Origin of the sequence: Pseudonocardia oroxyli (assembly GCF_900102195.1) — a bacterium.
Lineage (GTDB): Bacteria > Actinomycetota > Actinomycetes > Mycobacteriales > Pseudonocardiaceae > Pseudonocardia > Pseudonocardia oroxyli.
Genome location: NZ_FNBE01000013.1, coordinates 107,389 through 125,687, shown reverse-complemented (window position 1 = coordinate 125,687; position 18,299 = coordinate 107,389). Strand labels below are relative to the sequence as shown.

Genomic DNA, 18,299 nt, shown 5'->3' with positions numbered 1-18,299 from the left:
TGTGAGCGAACGCGCCGTTCGCCGGTCAGGGGGTGGTGCTGCGCCTGCGGCGGACCAGCGCCGCGACACCTGCGGAGAGCGCGCTGACCACCACGACGAGCGCGGCGGCGACCAGCGACGCCACCAGCGGGTTGTCGAAGATCCCGCCCGAGAGCACGCCGAGCAGGGCGTACGCGATCGCCCACGCCACGCAGGCGGCCAGGGCGGTCGGCAGCAGCCGCCGCCAGGGGTAGCCGAGCGTGCCCGCGGCCACGAGGGTCGGGATGCGGCCCGCGGGCACCAGCCGCCCGACGACGATCAGCTGCCACCCCCACCGCGTGAACCGCACCCGCGCGGACTCCAGCTGCTCGGGGGTGCGGCCCCGGGAGACGAGCCGGACCGCCCGCTCGCCGCCGATCTTGGCGACCGCGTAGGTCACGACGTCCCCGACCCACGCGCCGAGCACGGACACGACCAGCACGAGCGGCAGCGACAGGTGGTGGGTGGTCATCGCGACGGCCGCGGCCGCGCCGACCAGGGCGCCCGTCGGCACCACCGGGACGATCGAGCCGAGCAGCACGGCGAACGCGAGTGCCGGGTAGCCGATGGTCTGCGGGTCGGTCCAGTCCACGGCGAGCGTGCTCACCCGGCCCCCTGCAGCGACACGTCCTCGCCGGGCCGGGCGATGCGGACGCGGTGGGCGTTGCCGAGTTCCGCGGCCGCGGCGGCGAACCGGTGCGGCGGGTCGTGCAGCAGCGCCCGCATGCGTTCCCCGTGTCCGGCCGGGGCGCGGGTGAGGCCCGCGACGGCGAGGGTGCCCCAGTGCACCGGCACCGCCAGCCGCGGGCGCAGCACGTCCACCGCGGCGGCGGCGCGCTCCGGGTCGAGGTGCCCGGGCCCGAGGTTCGGGCCCCAGCCCCACACCGGGAGCAGCGCGACGTCGAGCTCGCCGAAGGAGCCCATGCCGTCGAACAGGTCGGTGTCGCCCGCGGCGTAGACCCGCAGCCCGTCCGCCTCGAGGATGTGGCCGAGCGCCGGGGAGTCGGGTCCGCGGGTGGAGCGCGGGCCCCAGCGGTGCCCGGAGTGGTCGGCGTAGGTCGCGGTGATCCGCAGGCCGTCGTCGACGATCGTCTGCCCGACGTCGATCTCCTCGACCCGGCGGATCCCGCGCCTGCGCACCCACTCGGCCGAGCCCCGCGGGACGATCACCCGGGTGTCCGGGCGCAGCAGCCGCAGCGAGGGGACGTGCAGGTGGTCACCGTGCAGGTGCGAGATCAGCACGACGTCCGCGTCCGCCCAGTCCTGCGCCCGCAGCGGCGCGACCACCCGGCGCAGCAACGAGACCCGCGAGGTCAGCACCGGGTCGGTGAGCACGACCTTCCCACCCAGCTCCAGCCGGACGGTGGAGTGGCCGAGGAAGCGCAGCGCGGGCACGCCGAGAGGCTACGCGAACCGCACGGGCTGCCCCGTCGACTCCAGCACCGCCTGCCACAGGTCGCCGTTGGGGTCGACCTGGTTGCGCTTGCTGACCGCCAGCTCCATCGGGATGTGCACGAACCGGCGCCGCACCCGCCCGACGACCATGGCCGTGCGCCCCGACATCGCCGCGTGCACGGCGGCCTGCGACAGCCGCACCGTGTACACGCTGTCGTACGGGTTCGCCGGCACGGAGCGGATCGCGTACGAGGGGTCGATGTAGCGCACCGAGGTCTCGATCTCGCGCGCCGCGAAGTCGTCCTCGATCCGCGCGCGCAGGAAGCGGCCGATGTCCCCCAGCCGCCGGTTGCCCGACGCGTCCGTGGACGAGACCTCCTCCATCAGCTCCTGCCCGGCCCCCTCCGCCACGACGACCACCGCGTGCCCGCGCTGCCTCACCCGGTCCCGCAGGTGGTCGAGCAGCGAGTCCAGCGAGAACGGGACCTCGGGGATCAGCACGACGTCGGCGTCCGAGCGGGCGAGCGAGGCGTAGCAGGCGATGAAGCCGGAGTGCCTGCCCATCAGCTTGACCAGCCCGACGCCGTTGGCCGTGGACTTGGCCTCGACGGTCACCGCGCGGATGGACTCCGCCGCCCGGGAGAAGGCCGTCTGGAAGCCGAAGCTCTGGTCGATGTAGGGGATGTCGTTGTCGATCGTCTTCGGGATGCCGACGACGGCGATCTTCAGGTTGCGCTCCCGCACCACCCGCTCGATGGCCATGGCGCCGCGCATGGTCCCGTCGCCGCCGATCACGAACAGGATGTTCAGGTGCATCCGCTCGAGGCAGTCGACGATCTCCTCGGGGTCCTGGGCGCCGCGGGAGGTGCCCAGGACGGTGCCGCCGTCCGTCGCGATGTCCCGGACGTACTGCGGGGTGAGCTCGACCTCGTCGTAGCCGTAGGAGGAGATGAAGCCCTGGAAGCCGTTGCGGAACCCGACGACGCGCTTGACGCCGTAGTGGTAGGTCAGCGAGCGGACCAGGCCCGCGATCACGTCGTTGAGCCCCGGGCACAGCCCGCCGCAGGTCACGATGCCCGCGCGGGTCTTGGACGGGTCGAAGTAGATCTTGCGGCGCGGCCCGCAGGGTTCGAGGCCGGGCAGCTCGTCGAGGGAGACGCCGCGGGCGCGGATGCCGGCGACGGTGTCGTCGAGCAGCACCCGGTCGTCCTCGTCGACGTAGTGCTCGGTGGTCGCGCGCGCGTCCAGCAGGTGAGCCATCGGGGACTCGATGCGGCTGGTGCCGAGCTTCGCGATCGCGAGGTCCGCCTGGGTGACGCCCTGCGAGCGGGAGAGGTGCACGACGTTGTCGGCCGACAAGGGGGTTCCCTCCGTAGCGTTCCCGAGCGTTCGGAATCGAATCAGACCATACCGAGCACCCGGTCGACGGTGATCAGGACGACGACGCGCTCCGGGTTCGCGCGCGGCGTGCGGTAGCGCTTCGCATAGCGTACTTCGGCGTCCCGCACCGCCTCCGGATCGTCGAGCACCACGGCGGTCCCCTCCAGCGAGGACCAGCGCCGCCCGTCGACCTGGGACACGACCACCCGCCCCGTGGCCCGCGCGTTGACCGCCTTCTGCGAACCGCCCCGGCAGATCACCCGGGCGGTGCCCTCCTCGACGTCGATCGTGGCGCCCACCGGCACGACGTGCGGCGTGCCGTCGGTGCGCAGCGTCACGAGGGTGACGAGGTGCCGCTCGGTCCAGAACTCCCGGAACTCCTCGGAGACGACGTCGGGGGCCAGCCGGGTGCGCAGGGGACGGTCCATGGCGTCATCTTGCGCCGTGGCCGGGGCGGGCCGGGGTGGGGGCGGGTGCGGGACGGGCGATCGCGCCGATGTTCGCGGCCACGACCAGGGCGATGGCCACGGCCGAGAGGACCGTGAGGGGTTGGTCGAGGACGAGGGCGCCCGCCAGCGCGGCGACGGCCGGGGACAGGCTCATGATCACCGCGAAGGTGCTCGCCGGGACCGTGCGCAGCGCGAGGATCTCCAGCGAGTACGGGAGCAGCGAGGACAGCACGGCGACGGCGGCGCCGAGGGCCAGGACCGTCGGGTCCAGCAGGTCCGCCCCCGCCTCGGCGATCCCGACCGGGGCCACGAGGAGGGCCGCCACGCCGAACCCGAGGGCCAGGCCGTCGAGCCGCGCGAAGGTCCGCCCGGCCCGCTGCGCGAGCAGGATGTAGCAGGCCCACAGCGCGCCCGCCGCCAGCGCGAACGCCACCCCGACCGGGGACAGCGCGCCCGCGTCCGCCGCCCCCAGCAGCGCGACGCCCGCGAGCGCCAGGCCCGCCCACACCCACCGCAGCGTCCCCCGCGCGGTGAGCACGGACAGGGTCAGCGGCCCGAGCACCTCCAGGGTCACGGCGACGCCGAGCGGGATGCGCGAGATCGCCTCGTAGAAGCACAGGTTCATGCCGCCCAGGGCCAGGCCGTAGCCCAGCGCGGTCAGCACGTCGGCCCGCGTGCGCCCGCGCAGGGTGGGCCGGCAGACCAGCAGCAGCGCCGCCCCGGAGAGCCCGAGGCGCAGGGCGACCGCCCCGCCCGCGCCGACCCGCTCGAACAGCAGCGCCGCCACGGCGGCACCGAACTGCACGGAGAACTGCCCGCCCACGACCAACCCCACACGTCCCACACCATCGACGCTAGGGACCGCCGACGTCGCCGAGAAATGCCGTTCTCCCGGTGTTTATGCTCTGCAGGCATGAGCGCGGAGCTGCGGCACGTCCGGGCCTTCCTCGCGATCGCCGACGCCGGGACGATCACCGGTGCGGCGCGCGCGCTCGGGATCGGGCAGCCGGCGCTGTCCCGCACGCTGGCCCGCCTGGAAGGCCACCTCGGCGTGCGCCTGGTGGACCGCTCCACCCACCACCTCGCGCTGACGGCGGCGGGCACCGCCTTCCGCGAGCGGGCCCGCCGGGTGGTCGCCGAGGTGGACGCCGTGCTCGACCCTGCCCGGCTCACCGAGTGGACCACCGCTCCCCTGCGCCTCGGCTACGCCTGGTCGGCGCTCGGCGAGCAGACCCCGGAGCTGCTGCGCCGCTGGCGGGCCGCCCGCCCCGGGCTCCCGCTCGAGCTCGTCCAGATCGACACCGCGGACGCCGGGCTGGCCGACGGGCGCGCGCACGCCGCCGTCGTCCGGGGGCGGGTGCGGGTGCCGGGCACCCGGTCGGCCCGGCTGCCGGACGAGCGGCGCGTGGCCGCGCTCCCCGAGGGCGACGAGCTGGCGGCCCGCCCGTCGGTGCTGCTCGCCGACCTGGCCGCCCGCACGGTCGCGCTGAACGACGAGACCGGCACGACGACGCCCGGGCTCTGGCCCGCGGGCGCGCGCCCGTCCGTCTCGTGGGTGGGCTCGACGGCGGAGTGGCTGGTGGCGATCGCGTCCGGGCGGGCGGTCGGGGTCACGGCGGCCGCGACCGCGGTGCTGCACCGCTTCCCCGGCGTGGCCTACGTCCCGATCGCCGACGCGCCGCCGCTGCCGGTCCACCTCGTCTGGCCCGACCCGCCGACCCACCCCGCGGTCCCCGAGCTCCTCGCCCTGGTCCAGCGGGTCAGTGGGGCGGACGAGACCCCTCGGGGGTGATCACGTGGGCAGGAGGGTCACGGTGCCCGCGCCCCCGTCGACGCGGACCCGGTCGCCGGTGTGGAGGCGCGTGGTCGCGTCCCCGCAGCCGACGACGGCCGGGATCCCGAGCTCGCGGGCGACGATCGCGGCGTGCGACAGCGGCGCCCCGACGTCCGTGACCACGGCCGCCACCCGGGGGAACAGCGGGGTCCAGCCGACGTTGGTCACGGTCGTCACGAGGATCTCACCGGGGTGCAGCGCGGCACCCTCGTCGACCGAGGTCAGCACCCGCGCCACGCCCTCGACGACGCCGGCGGCCCCCGCGAAACCCGTGATCGCGCCGCTCCGGACGGGCGGCTGCGCCCCCTCGACCCAGACGTCGGCGCGGCGGTCGGGGTCCGCGGCCCAGGCGAAGGGGTCGAAGGAGCCGCGGACGAACGACGGGTACGGCGGGAGGGCGGCGTAGCGGGCGTGCACGACCCTCCGAGCGGCGGCGCGTTCACCCAGCTCAGCGGCGCCGCGGAGGCCGGAGAGCAGCTCGACGAGCTCCAGGAAGGCGACCGGCGGCTCCAGGATCGCGTCCGCGCGGGCCGTCCACGCCCGCAGCACCGCGAACACCCGGACCACCTCGGAGCGGGAGCGCTCCCGACCCTCGGCCGCCGCGTTCCAGGACCGCACCGCGCGGCGCACGATCGGGGCGCGCCGGGCGGGCAGCCGCGCCCACGCCGCGTCCCGCGCCGCCCGGCGGGCGTCGAGGAGGGCGCCCGCCGCGGCGGCCCCGTCGACGGTCGACGCGGCGCCCGACCCGGGAGGGGCCCCGACCTCGAACTCGTCCGGGCCGCGGTGGCCCCACCGCCTGCGGTACTCCTCCGCGGTGAGCTCACCCCGCGCGACCTGCACCGCGCCGACGACCGGGCCCATGCTCGCCAGGTCGGCGCCGGTGGTGAGGGCGGCGGCGTCGGCGGGCCCGGCGAGCTTCTCCACGATCCACCGCGCACCCAGCAGTGCCTGCGGGTCGCTGCGGCCCGCGACCTGCAGCATGTCGCTCGCCCGTTCCAGCAGCGGCCGCAGCTCGGCGTCCCAGAGCGCGGCGAGGCCGGGGGCGTCGAGGTCCGCGATCCGCGCGACGAGCGCGGCGCAGTGCTCGGGATTCCCCTCGAGGAACGCCGTGACCTGCGGCTTCTCCCGCCGCACGGTGCGCAGCACCCCCCGCGCCGCGGGGATCAGCGCCCGCACCAACGCACGCCGCTCCAGCCTCGGCCGCGGCAGGTCGACGCCGGGCGGGATCCGGCCGAACGCGGAGCCGACGAGCCTGCGGAACACCGCCCGCGGCACCCCGACCGCCCCCGCGATCGCCGCGGACTGCGACAGGTCCATGTACGGGCGACCGCCGATCCGCCCGTACGCCTCGAAGCCGGGCAGCGCGGACGTCGTCATCGCGTGCGCGCTGAAGATCCGGATGAAGGACCAGGTCAACGGCGTCGGGGTGCCGGGGAGCGCCTCGCCGAGGTTGGTGTTGGTCCACAGGTGGTCGCGACCGCGGGAGTCGTTCCACGGATCGAGGACCGAGGTGATCGGGCGGGCCTGGAGCACCGCGAAGGCGCCGTCCGCGAGCGCCCACTCCAGGTCCGTCGGGCCGCCGTACAGCTCGGCGACCCGCCGGCCCAGCGCCACGAGCTCGGCGATCCGCACGTCGTCGAGCACGGCGGCCCGCCGCAGCTCGTCGGGCACCGGGCGTTCCTCGGTCCCGGTCTCCGTCCGCACGGTCCTGACCGCCTTGTCCCCGGTGCGCCGCTCGCGCACCGCCCCGGTCGCCGCGTCGGCCACCACCGAGTCGGGGGTGACCGCGCCGCCGACCACGGACTCCCCCAGCCCCCACGCGGCGTCGATCAGCATGCGGTCCGTCGCCCCCGTCACGGGGTCGGCGGTGAACAGCAAGCCTGCGGCCTCGGCCGCCACCAGCACCTGCACGACGACCGCGATCTCCGCGTCCGCCACCCCCGCGCGGGCCCGGTAGGCCACCGCCCGCGCGTTCCCCAGGGAGGCCCAGCAGCGCTGCACGGCCTCGAGCACGGCGTCCGCGCCCCGCACGTTCAGGTAGGTGTCCTGCTGCCCCGCGAACGACAGCCCCGGCAGGTCCTCGGCGGTGGCCGAGGACCGCACCGCCACCGCCGGCGCGCCGAGCTCGGCGTAGGCGGCCCGGATCGCCGCCGCCACGCCGTCGGGCCGCGTGCGAAAGGCCTGGTGGGCCGCGATCGTCACGTGGAAGCCCGCGGGCACGGGCAGCCCGGCGCGGGCCGCGCGAGCCAACGACGCCCCCTTGCCGCCCACCGTCTCCACGACGGCGTCGGGGCTCGCGAGCGGGAGCACGAAGGCGTCCATGGCGGGACGGTACCGCCGCGGCACATGAGAGATACTTGGCAAACGCAAGGTTATCGCTTGCCGTTCGCAACGACTCGTGGTCACCTGAAGGTGGCCCGGTCGGGCCCCGAACGGATGGAGATCACTCCCGTGAGTGCCGGCGTGGCCGAATCGCCCAGCAGTACCGCGACCGGGCGACCGGAGAGCCCGACCGTGGCGATCCTGGTCCTCGCGTCGTGCGGCCTCTTGATCTCGCTGATCCAGACGATGGTGGTGCCGCTGCTGCCGCAGTTCCCCCGCCTGATGTCGGTGTCGCCCTCGACCGCGGCCTGGCTCGTCACGGCCACCCTGGTCGCCGGTGCGGTCTCCGCGCCGGTGCTCGGCAGGCTCGGCGACATGTACGGCAAGCGCCGCATGCTCGTCGTCGCGCTCGCGCTGATCGTCGCAGGCTCGGCGATCGGCGCAGTGGCCCCGAACATCGCGGTGCTGCTGGTCGCGCGCGTGTTGCAGGGCACCGCGTTCGGGGTCATCGCGCTCGGCATGAGCCTGATGCGGGACATCCTGCCGCCGGGACGGGTGGGCAACGGCGTGGGGCTGATGAGCGCCTCGCTCGGTGTCGGCGGGGCGATCGGCCTGCCGCTGACCGGCCTCGTCGCCCAGTTCACGAGCTGGCGCTGGCTGTTCGCCGGAGCTGCGGTGATCGGTGTGCTGCAGATCGTGCTCGTCCAGCGGCTGATCCCGGAGTCGCGGGTGCGCACCGGCGGCCGGTTCGACGTCCTCGGCGCGGTCTGGCTGGGCGTCGCGCTGGTCTGCCTGCTGCTCGCCGTGTCGAAGGGCAGCGAATGGGGCTGGGCGGGCGCGCGGGTCCTGGGGCTGCTCGCCGCGGCCGTCGTTTTGCTCCCGCTGTGGGGCGTCTACGAGCTGCGCAAGCGCGGCCCGCTGGTGGACCTGCGGGTGTCCGCCCGGCCCGCCGTGCTCTGGACCAACGTCGCCACGCTGTGCATCGGCTTCTCGATGTTCGCCACGTTCATGCTGGCCACCCAGGTCCTGCAGGCCCCGGTCGAGACGGGCTACGGGTTCGGCATGTCGCTGATCGCGGCGGGCCTGGTGCTGCTGCCGCTCGGCGGCGCGATGGTGATCTTCTCGTCGACGTCCGCGCTGATCTCCCGGCTGCGGGGGCCGCGCACCACGCTCGTCGTCGGGCTGGCGCTCATGGTGCTCGGCAACGCGGGCTTCGCGCTCCTGCCGAGCTCGATCCCGGCGCTCATCGGGATCGCGACGGTCGGCTCCGTCGGCGCCACGCTCGCCTACTCCGCCCTGCCGCTGCTGATCATGCGGGCGGTCCCCCGGACCGAGACCGCCGCCGCGAACAGTCTCAACACGCTCATGCGCCAGCTCGGCACCTCGACCTGCACCGCGGTCGTGGCGGCCGTGGGCACGGCGATGGTGATGACCGTGGACGGCGAGGTCCACCCCACGGGCGGCGCCTTCAGCGTGGTGTTCCTCGCCGCCGCGGGCGCGGCCCTGGTCGGCATGGTGGTCGCGATGCTGACCCCGGCGCCGGTCGCGGTGGTCGCCCGGGCCGAGGCGACCGCCTGAGGACGGGTTGCTGGCGACAACCCAGGTGCGCGACTACCCTGGCGCGCATGCCGGACCCCGTCGACTTCGCCGAGTGGGACAGCGCTACCTGCTCGGTCGCCCGCACCGCCGCGCTGATCGGTGACGCCTGGACGGTGCTGGTGCTGCGGGACCTGTCCAACGGGGTCCGCCGGTTCGACGACCTGGCCGCGCACCTCGGCATCGCCCGCAACGTGCTCACCCGCAGGCTGGCCGGCCTCGTCGAGGGCGGTCTCGTGGTGAAGACGCCCTACCGCGAGCCCGGGCGCCGCGAACGCCACGAGTACCGGCTCACCCCGGCGGGTCGGGACCTGCGGATCGTGCTGAACGCCCTGAAGGACTGGGGCGACGAACACCTGGCGGGCGAGGCGGGCCCGCCGAACGTCACGCGCCACGAGGGCTGCGGCGCCGAGGTGCACGCCGAGCTGCGCTGCGCCGACGGCCACTGGATCGGCCCGGGTGATCGCCTGCGCTCCGAGCCGGGCCCGGGCGCCCGCCTGCGCGCCGCCGGCTGACCGACGGACCGCGCGTTCCGCTCGGGTCAGCGGGTGTCCCGGCGCAGCGGGTGCTCCGGGGGGATCTCGACGATCCCGATCACGACGCCGTCCGGGTCCGCGATCCACATCTCGTCGAGCCCCCAGGGCTCGCGGCGGGGCTCGCGGGTGACGGTCACCCCCGCGTCCACGATCTCCTTGTGCGCGGCGGCGAGGTCGCGCACCTGCATCCACAGCGCGACCCCCGCGCGCGGGCGGTCGGCCGGTTCCGAGGCGTGTCCGGAGACCTCCAGGAAACCGCCGCCGAGGTGGAACACCGTGCCGCCGGGGAACTCGCGGTAGACCGCGAGGCCGAGGCGGTCCCGGTAGAAGGCGGTGGTCACGTCCGGGTCGGCCGGGCGCAGCAGCACCCGGCCGGCGAGGATCTCCATTGCGGCGACTCTACAGCCGCGCCGCGGGCAGCCCCTCCGGCCCGACGGCCGCGTCGGGGTCGATCCGCAGTGCCGTCATGATCCGGGCCAGCCCGAGGTAGTGCGCGGCGGTCAGGGCGATCTCCACGATCTCGCGCTCGGCGAACCGCGCCGCGAGCGCCGCATAGTCCTCATCGGACACCTCGCCGTCCCGCACGAAGGACTCGGTGAACACGAGCGCGGCGCGCTGCGCCTCGTCGAACACACTCAGGTCTCCGCGGTCCAGGGCCGCGACCTGAGCGTCGGTGCCGCCCGCGGCCTTCGCGATCGGCACGTGCTGCTCCCACTCGTAGCGCGCCGCCAGCCGCCCGACCTGGAGGATGACGAGCTCGCGCACCAACGGGTCGAGTGCGAGGTCGGACAGGATCGCACCGCCGTACCGCAGCCACGGCCGGTAGGCCGTCTCGGCGTGCGCCAGCATCTGGAAGACGTGCAGCGCCGGCATCTTGGCGACGGTCGAGGCGACGGCGGGCGGGGCGGTCTCGGCGGTGAGGTACGTGACGCGGGCCATGACCTGCAGACCCTACGGAGCGGCGACGACCGCCGCCACGGCCCGCCGACCCCTCCGTCCATTGCGGACGGTGCACCCCGCTCAACTGGGCGGACCCGACGGACCCGTCGGTAGAACCATTCGGTACAACTCACCGGTAACATTTAATCGGATACCCAGCAATGACGATCGGCAGACGAGTGTAGACCCAGGTCACCTTCCGATCTCCGTGCAATTCCCGCTACGGTTCTCGCACCGCCCGACGTTCTCACCTGGTCTCCGCGTCGCCGTCCGCCGCCGGTCAGACCAGGAACTTCGGCGCGCCGTGACACGGAATTCCGACTGGAGGCACCGTATGAAGCCGTTCGTGGTCAACCGCCACGGTCGCCTCGTCTTCCCGGCCAACTTCTCACCGGATCTCGATTTCTCGGTACTGGACTCGGTCGCCGCCGCCGAAGCGGTCATCACGCGCGATTTCGAGTCCAAAGCCCCTACCGGAACGGACATCGCCGGACGTACCTACACGCGCCGCTTCGATCTGCTGCGAGACCTGGGCCAGAACCTGTTCTGGGTCAACCGGTGGGCGCTGACCCTCTACGACAAGCGCCCCACGCGCTGGCGGGACCTGCCGCGCACCCGGGAGGACGTCTTCCTCCCCACCGTCACCCCGTGGGTCGACGGCGCCGCGAAGGTCGAGGCCGTGCGCGCGGCCTGGGCGGGTCTGCCCGCCGGGCGGCACGGCGAGGTCGAGGAGCGGCTCTTCGCCCTGCTGTTCGACGTCTGGGCGCACCGTCGCCACCACGCCACGGGCCTCGCGGCCGTCAAGCCGACCGTGTCGGAGTTCCTCGACACCCCCGGCGCCCTGACCTTCGTCCTGCCCGAGCTGGAGCCGGACTACCCCGTCTTCTCCACGACCGAGATCCACGACGTCGCCGAGCCCGCCCCGGAGCTGGAGGCGCTGAGCCGGTGGGCGATGGTGCTGCACAACCAGTACCCGTGGACGCGGTCGCGGACCGAGCTGCGCGAGGCGGACGCGATCGGCGACGACGACGTCGTCATCGCCTTCCATCCGCGCACCCGGGAGGTGGCGGCGTTCCTCGACCGGGTCCGCCACGGCGCGCCCCTGAGGACCCGCCCCTCCCGGAACACCCCGACGCCCGCGGCGCCCGCCACGCCGTACCCGCCGGTCAAGATCGCCGACCAGGCGGTCAAGCCGACGATCGAGGCGCTCGCGATCGTGCGCGGTGAGCACGTCTGCGAGAACGAGGACGTCGTGCGGAACTCGAGCTTCTCCTGGTCGCCGATGAGCGCCGCGGAGATCAGCACCAAGACCGGCATCGAGCGGCGCCGCTACTCCGAGTACGACATCGGGGACCTGGCGCTGGCCGCCGCGGACGCCGCACTGGCCCACGCGGGCCGCCGGCCCGAGGAGATCGGCGCCGTGCTCGTCGCGACCTGCACCAGCGACCGGTTGATCCCGTCGATGTCGACCTGGCTGTCCGGTGAGCTGGGGATCCTGCAGACGCACTGCTCGGCGGACATCGTCGCGGCGTGCGCGGGCCTGCCGTACGGGCTCGCCGAGGCGATCCGCCAGCTGCAGGAGGTGAACCGCCCGGTGCTGCTGGTCTGCGTCGAGAAGTTCAGCGACAAGATCGGCGCGGTCCGGACCTCCCGGATGATCTTCGGGGACGGCGCCGCGGCGCTCGTCGTCGCACCCGCCGCGGAGGGGTCGGCGGGAGACGTCGAGTACGTGCAGACCTACGCCTCCGGACCGACGGCCCAGGTGAACTCGATCATCTGGCCGAACCCCGAGTTCGCAGGCGACATCACGGTCTACGGACCCGAGGTGAAGGCGCTCGTCGCCCGCTACCTCGAGCAGATGATCACCGAGCTCGACGGTCTCGGCGTGCTCGACGAGATCGAGCTGATCGTGCCGCACCAGGCCAACCGGACCATGATCGTCCAGCTCGCCGAGAAGGCCGGTCTGCGCGCCGACCAGCTCTACTTCGACATCGGCGACATGGGGAACGTCTCGGCCGCGTCCATCCCGATCGCCCTGTTCGACGCGGTCCGCGACGGCGTGATCGACGAGCCGACCAGGGTCTTCGCCCCGGGCTTCGGCGCGGGTGCCGTCGGCGGCTACGCCGTGCTGACGGTCGACCCGTCGATCATGGCCCCGGAGGTCGTGCTCCCCCGCGTGACCGGCGCGGTGCCCGCACCCCGCACGCCCGCGGCGCCCGCGGCGCCCGCGGCGGTCGCCCCCACCACGAGCGACGACGTTCGGGTGGCCTTCGGTGCCTGAGCGGTATAGCAGGATGGGCTCCGTGAGTTTCTCCCGGATTGCGATCGTCAACCGCGGTGAGCCCGCGATGCGGCTCATCCACGCCGTGCGCGAGTGGAACGCGGCGGGACACCACCCGCTGCGCACCATCGCGCTCTACACCGCCGTGGACCGGCGCGCGATGTTCGTGCGCGAGGCGGACGAGGCGGTGCTCATCGGCCCGGACGACCCCGACCACCTCGGACCGTCGCCCTACCTGGACTACGCGGAGCTCGAGCGCGCGCTGCGGGTCGCCCGTGCCGACGCCGTGTGGCCGGGCTGGGGCTTCGTGTCGGAGAAGGCGGAGTTCGCCGAGCTCTGCCGCACGCTCGGCATCACCTTCGTGGGGCCCTCGCCGGAGGTCATGCGGGACCTGGGCGACAAGATCGCGGCCAAGAAGCTCGCCGAGCGCGTCGGTGTGCCGCTGGCGGCGTGGTCCGGCGGGCCCGTCGCGGACCTCGCCGAGGCCCGGGAGAAGGCGGAGGCCATCGGCTACCCGCTGATGGTCAAGGCCACCGCGGGCGGCGGCGGGCGCGGCATCCGGAAGGTGAACCACCCCGACGACCTCGCCGAGGCCTTCGAGCGGGCCTCCTCCGAGGCGGCCAAGACCGCGGGGGACGCGACCGTCTTCCTGGAGCGCGCCATCTCCGGCGGCAGGCACGTCGAGGTTCAGGTCGTCGCCGACGCGACGGGTGACGTGTGGACGCTGGGCATCCGGGACTGCTCCGTCCAGCGCCGCAACCAGAAGGTCATCGAGGAGTCCGCCTCCACCGCGCTCGACGCCGAGCAGGAGGCCCTGCTGCGCAGCTCGGCCGCCGAGCTCGCCCGCGCCGCCGGGTACGTCAACGCGGGCACCGTGGAGTTCCTCTACGAGCCCAAGGAGCGGCTGCTGTCGTTCCTCGAGGTCAACACGCGGCTGCAGGTGGAGCACCCGGTCACCGAGGCGTGCACCGGCGTGGACATCGTCAAGCTGCAGCTGCACATCGCGGGCGGCGGGAAGCTCGCCGACATCGCCGCCGAGACCCCCCGCGGGACCGGCCACGCCATCGAGGCCCGGCTCACCGCCGAGGACCCGGAGCGCGAGTTCGCCCCCGCCCCCGGTCTGATCCAGCACCTCGCGCTGCCCTCGGGCCCGGGGATCCGGGTGGACACCGGCGTGGCGACCGGGGACCTCATCCCGGCCCAGTTCGACTCCATGATCGCGAAGATCATCGCGTGGGGCCGGGACCGGGACGAGGCGCGGGCGCGGCTGCTGCGCGCCCTGCGCCAGACCGCCGCGGTGATCGACGGCGGCACCACGAACAAGGCCTTCCTGCTCGACCTGCTGCAGCGCCCCGAGCTCGTCGAGGGCGACACCGACACCACCTGGCTCGACGGGCTGATGGCGCAGGGCTACACCCCGCCGCGCAGGCTCGACGTCGCACTGCTCGCCACCGCCGTCGAGGCGCACGACGGGCACGTGGCCCGCCAGCAGGACCGGCTGTTCGCCGCCGCCGAGCGCGGCCGTCCCGAGGTCGGCGCCGAGACCTGGCACCAGACGGACGTCCGGGCCGTCGGCGAGAGCTACCGGCTGCGCGTCGCCCGCGTCCGGGCCAAGCGCTACCGCGTGGAGCTCGACGGCACGCGCGTCGAGGTGGACGTCGAGCACGTCGGCCGGTTCGAGCGCAGGCTCACCGTCGCGGGCACCACCTACTCGGTGCTCGCCGCGCCGCAGGGCAGCGACTACCTCGTCGAGGTCGACGGGGCCGTGCACCGCATCTCCGGCGGCGAGGCGGGCATGGTCCGCGCGCCCGCCCCCGCCATGGTCGTCGCCGTCCCGGCCACGGCCGGGCAGCAGGTCGCCGAGGGGGACGTCGTCGCCGTCGTCGAGTCGATGAAGCTCGAGACCGCGCTGCGTGCGCCCTTCGCGGGCACCGTGGCCGAGGTCCTCGTGCCGGCGAACACCCAGGTCGAGGGCGGGACGAAGCTCGTCCGGCTGGAGCCCGCCGCGGAGGGCGGCGCCGTCGAGGCGAGCGGCGACCGCGCCGATCTCACCGCGCTGGCGGGCACGTCGGTCACCGACGACCCGGCGGACGTCGCCGCGGACGTGCTGACCGCGCTGCGCTGGCAGGTCCTCGGCTACGACGTCGACGCCCGCGAGGCCGCCCCGCTCGTCTCCACGCTGGACAAGGCGCGGGCCGCGCTGCCCGGCGCCGACCCCGCCGTGCTCGCGGGCGAGACCGCGGTGCTGCGCATCTTCACCGACCTGTCCGCGCTGTCGCGCAACCGGCGCGAGCGCGCGGGCGAGGACACGGTCGAGCCGGACGACGGCCGCAACCCGCAGGAGTACCTGCACTCCTTCCTCCAGTCCCGGGACACCGAGGGCCTGCCGCAGTCCTTCGTCGCGAAGCTGCGCCGGGCACTGGCGCACTACGGGACCGGCCCGGACGGTCCGGACCTCGAGCCCGCGCTGTACTGGATGTTCCTGGCGCACAAGCGGGCCACCGCGCACGAGGCCGTGATTCGCGGGCTCCTGCAGTGGCGGCTCGCGCACCCGGAGTCCCTGGCGCACCTGCCCGAGGACTACCTCCGCACGCTGGACGACCTCGTCGTCGCCACCCAGCTGCGGCACCCCGTGGTCGGCGACCTGGCCCGCCGGGTCCGCTACCACTGCTTCGACGCCCCGGCCGTGGAGGCCGAGCGGGAGCGGGTGCGCCGCGAGGTGCGCCAGGAGCTCGACGCGCTGCCCTCGGCGGGCGATCGGGACGCGGCGATCCAGCGGCTGGTCGGCTCGTCGGAGACGATCCTCGGCGTCTTCGCGGCGCAGCACAACGCGGCCCTGCTCGAGGTCATGACCCGGCGGTACTACCGCATCCGCGAGCTCGAGGACCTGCAGGTCATCGACGCCGTCGGGTTGCCGCTGCTCACCGCGCGCTACACCCACGCGGGCAGGCCGCGCACCGTGCTCGCCACGGTGATCGACAACAACGACCCGCGCCGCGCGCTGGCCGCCGCGAACCAGATGCGGCGCCGGGTGGAGGAGCTGCCCGAGGGCGACAAGGCCCTCGTCGACCTCTACGTCACCTCGACGCACACCGACGACGGGGGCGACCCCGACGCCCGCGCCGAGCGCGTCCGCGCCGCGGTGGGCGCCGTCCCGGTGGACAAGGTGGCCCGGATCGCGGTGGCGGTGCTGCCCAACCGGGAGACCGACGCGCTCGCCGACCCCGGCCCCGTCTGGTTCACCCTGCGACCCGAGGCGGACGGCACGCTCGTCGAGGACCGCACGCTACGCGGCCTGCACCCGCTCGTGGCCGAGCGGCTCGGGCTGTGGCGGCTCTCGAGTTTCGATCTGCGCAGACTTCCGTCTGAGACGGACGTTCATCTGTTCCACGCCACCGGCAAGAACGTGCGCGAGGACCAGCGGCTGATCGCGCTGGCGGACGTCCGGCGGCTGACGGTCCTGCGGGACGGCAGCGCCGACGCGCCCTCCGGCGAGCCTGCGGGCGGCGGCGTCATCCGGTCGGTGCCGGAGCTGGAGCGGGCCATCGACGCCTGCCTGGACTCCCTGCGCAGCGCGCGCAGCGCCGACCCCGCCCTGGCCAAGCTCGGGTGGAACCGGATCGTGCTGCACGTCTGGCCGGTCGTCGACATCCCGTTCTCCGAGCTCGACGCGGTCGTGCGGCCGCTCGCGGCGCGGACCGGCGCGCTGGGCCTCGAGCAGGTCCAGGTCGACTTCCGCACCGCCGAGGGCGCGCACCTGCTGCGGCTGACCCGCCCCCCGGGCGCGGGCCTGACCGTCAAGCTCGACGAGCCGCCCGCCGGCCCGATGCGCGAGCTCGACGCCTACGCCCAGAACGTCATCAAGGCGCAGCGCCGCGGCGCAGTCTACCCGTACGAGATCGTCGGGATGCTGGGCGAGTTCCAGGAGTACGACCTGCTCGACGGCTCGTTCGCGCCGGCCACGCCGGTCGACCGGGCCCCCGGGCTGAACACGGCCAACCTGGTGCTCGGCACCGTCACCGCGACGACCGCCAAGCAGCCCGAGGGCATGACCCGCGTGGTGCTGATCGGCGACCCGACCCGCGGGCTCGGCTCGCTGGCCGAGGCCGAGTGCGCCCGCGTGTGCGCGGCCATCACGCTCGCGCGGGAGCTGCGGGTGCCGATCGAGTGGTTCGCCGTGTCCTCGGGCGCGCGGATCGCCATGGACTCCGGCACGGAGAACATGGACTGGATCTCCCGGGCGCTGCGCGCGGTCGTGGAGTTCACCCAGGAGGGCGGCGAGATCAACGTCGTCGTCACCGGGATCAACGTCGGCGCCCAGCCCTACTGGAACGCCGAGGCCACGATGCTCATGCACACCAAGGGCATCCTGGTCATGACGCCGGACAGCGCGATGGTGCTGACCGGCAAGCAGTCCCTGGACTACTCCGGCGGCGTCTCGGCCGAGGACAACTTCGGCATCGGCGGCTACGACCGGATCATGGGCCCGAACGGCCAGGCGCAGTACTGGGCGCCGGACCTCGGCGCCGCCGTCGACACGTTGTTCCGGCACTACGAGCACTGCTACGTGGTGCCGGGCGAGCGGTTCCCGCGGCCCGCGCCGACCACGGACCCGGTGCAGCGGGACGTCACCACCGCGCCGCACGCCGGGCCGGAGTTCGCGACCGTCGGGGAGATCTTCTCCGCCGAGACGAACCCGGGCCGCAAGAAGCCCTTCGACATCCGCTCGGTGATGCGGGCGGTGGCCGACGCCGACCACGAGCCGCTCGAGCGCTGGGCGGACATGCACGACGCCGACTCGGTCGTCGTGTACGACGCCCACCTCGGCGGCCAGCCCGTGGCCCTGCTCGGCATCGAGTCCAAGCCGGTCCCCCGGCGCGGCATCGTGCCGGTCGACGGCCCCGAGCAGTTCACCGCGGGCACGCTGTTCCCCAAGTCGTCGAAGAAGACGGCGCGGGCGATCAACGCGGCGTCGGGCAACCGGCCCCTGGTCGTGCTGGCGAACCTGTCCGGGTTCGACGGCTCGCCGGAGTCGCTGCGCGGGCTGCAGCTGGAGTACGGCGCCGAGATCGGGCGGGCCATCGTCAACTTCGACGGCCCCATCGCCTTCTGCGTCGTCTCCCGCTACCACGGCGGCGCGTTCGTGGTCTTCTCCGCGACGCTGAACGACTCGATGGAGGTCGCCGCCGTCGAGGGCTCGTACGCGTCGGTGCTCGGCGGGGCGCCCGCCGCGGCCGTCGTGTTCGCGGGCGAGGTGCGCAAGCGGGTGGCCGCGGATCCGCGGGTGACCTCGCTCGAGGAGCGCATCGCCGCGTCGTCCGGTGCCGAGGCCGCGGGCCTGCGGGCCGAGCTCGCCGCCGTCCGGTCGGACGTCCGGTCGGAGAAGCTCGGCGACGTCGCCGAGGAGTTCGACTCCACCCACTCCATCCAGCGGGCCCAGCGCGTCGGGTCCGTTCACCAGATCGTCGATCCCCACCAGCTCCGGCCGTACCTCGTCGACGCGGTCCGCCGGGGCATGTCCCGAGTACTCGAGCGTCAGGAGACGTAGA

The 18,299-nt window shown here is 74.3% G+C and carries 13 protein-coding genes; 5 read left to right on the top strand and 8 right to left on the bottom strand.

Annotation, left to right across the window (positions count from 1 at the left end; genetic code table 11):
• Window positions 1-25: 25 nt before the first annotated feature.
• Genes BLS43_RS19895 through BLS43_RS19875 form a run of 5 tightly spaced genes read right to left on the bottom strand, consistent with a single transcriptional unit; the run spans window position 26 to window position 4,086 of the window.
• Window positions 26-625 carry a DedA family protein gene (locus tag BLS43_RS19895; protein WP_342741173.1) on the bottom strand — a complete coding sequence of 200 codons (600 nt, stop codon included), beginning with the start codon at window positions 623-625 and terminating at the stop codon, window positions 26-28.
• A complete protein-coding gene (locus BLS43_RS19890) occupies window positions 622-1,404 on the bottom strand; it encodes an MBL fold metallo-hydrolase (protein ID WP_093087381.1) in 783 nt (260 codons plus the stop codon). Before BLS43_RS19890 ends, BLS43_RS19895 begins: the two co-directional genes overlap by 4 nt.
• Window positions 1,405-1,422: 18 nt before the next feature.
• Window positions 1,423-2,772, bottom strand: coding sequence for an ATP-dependent 6-phosphofructokinase (locus tag BLS43_RS19885; protein ID WP_245707615.1), 1,350 nt, complete (start codon window positions 2,770-2,772; stop codon window positions 1,423-1,425).
• 41 nt (window positions 2,773-2,813) lie between these two features.
• Window positions 2,814-3,221: a TIGR03618 family F420-dependent PPOX class oxidoreductase gene (locus BLS43_RS19880; RefSeq protein WP_093087227.1), complete on the bottom strand. Its 408-nt coding sequence runs from the start codon at window positions 3,219-3,221 to the stop codon at window positions 2,814-2,816.
• Between the two features lie 4 nt (window positions 3,222-3,225).
• Window positions 3,226-4,086: an EamA family transporter gene (locus BLS43_RS19875; protein WP_093087225.1), complete on the bottom strand. Its 861-nt coding sequence runs from the start codon at window positions 4,084-4,086 to the stop codon at window positions 3,226-3,228.
• Window positions 4,087-4,155: 69 nt separating this feature from the next.
• On the opposite strand from BLS43_RS19875, the gene BLS43_RS19870 reads away from it, so the two are divergent.
• Entirely contained in the window at window positions 4,156-5,034 is an 879-nt protein-coding gene (locus tag BLS43_RS19870) for a LysR family transcriptional regulator (RefSeq protein WP_093087223.1), read from the top strand.
• Here BLS43_RS19870 and BLS43_RS19865 read toward each other — a convergent pair whose 3' ends face one another.
• Window positions 5,035-7,398: a PEP/pyruvate-binding domain-containing protein gene (locus BLS43_RS19865; RefSeq protein ID WP_093087221.1), complete on the bottom strand. Its 2,364-nt coding sequence runs from the start codon at window positions 7,396-7,398 to the stop codon at window positions 5,035-5,037.
• Between the two features lie 192 nt (window positions 7,399-7,590).
• On the opposite strand from BLS43_RS19865, the gene BLS43_RS19860 reads away from it, so the two are divergent.
• Both BLS43_RS19860 and BLS43_RS19855 read left to right on the top strand, forming a co-directional pair.
• Window positions 7,591-8,976: an MFS transporter gene (locus BLS43_RS19860; RefSeq protein ID WP_245707613.1), complete on the top strand. Its 1,386-nt coding sequence runs from the start codon at window positions 7,591-7,593 to the stop codon at window positions 8,974-8,976.
• Window positions 8,977-9,023: 47 nt separating this feature from the next.
• A complete protein-coding gene (locus tag BLS43_RS19855; protein WP_093087219.1) occupies window positions 9,024-9,509 on the top strand; it encodes a winged helix-turn-helix transcriptional regulator in 486 nt (161 codons plus the stop codon).
• A gap of 26 nt (window positions 9,510-9,535) precedes the next feature.
• Here BLS43_RS19855 and BLS43_RS19850 read toward each other — a convergent pair whose 3' ends face one another.
• Window positions 9,536-9,919 (bottom strand): VOC family protein, encoded by a 384-nt coding sequence (locus BLS43_RS19850; protein WP_093087217.1) that lies wholly within the window; start codon window positions 9,917-9,919, stop codon window positions 9,536-9,538.
• Between the two features lie 10 nt (window positions 9,920-9,929).
• Window positions 9,930-10,469, bottom strand: a complete 540-nt coding sequence (locus tag BLS43_RS19845; RefSeq protein ID WP_093087215.1) for a carboxymuconolactone decarboxylase family protein — start codon at window positions 10,467-10,469, stop codon at window positions 9,930-9,932.
• Window positions 10,470-10,803: 334 nt separating this feature from the next.
• Here BLS43_RS19845 and BLS43_RS19840 point away from each other — a divergent pair, with 334 nt between their 5' ends.
• Entirely contained in the window at window positions 10,804-12,750 is a 1,947-nt protein-coding gene (locus BLS43_RS19840; RefSeq protein WP_093087213.1) for a 3-oxoacyl-[acyl-carrier-protein] synthase III C-terminal domain-containing protein, read from the top strand.
• Window positions 12,751-12,772: 22 nt separating this feature from the next.
• Window positions 12,773-18,298 (top strand): ATP-binding protein, encoded by a 5,526-nt coding sequence (locus BLS43_RS19835; RefSeq protein WP_425438558.1) that lies wholly within the window; start codon window positions 12,773-12,775, stop codon window positions 18,296-18,298.
• Window position 18,299 lies beyond the last annotated feature (1 nt).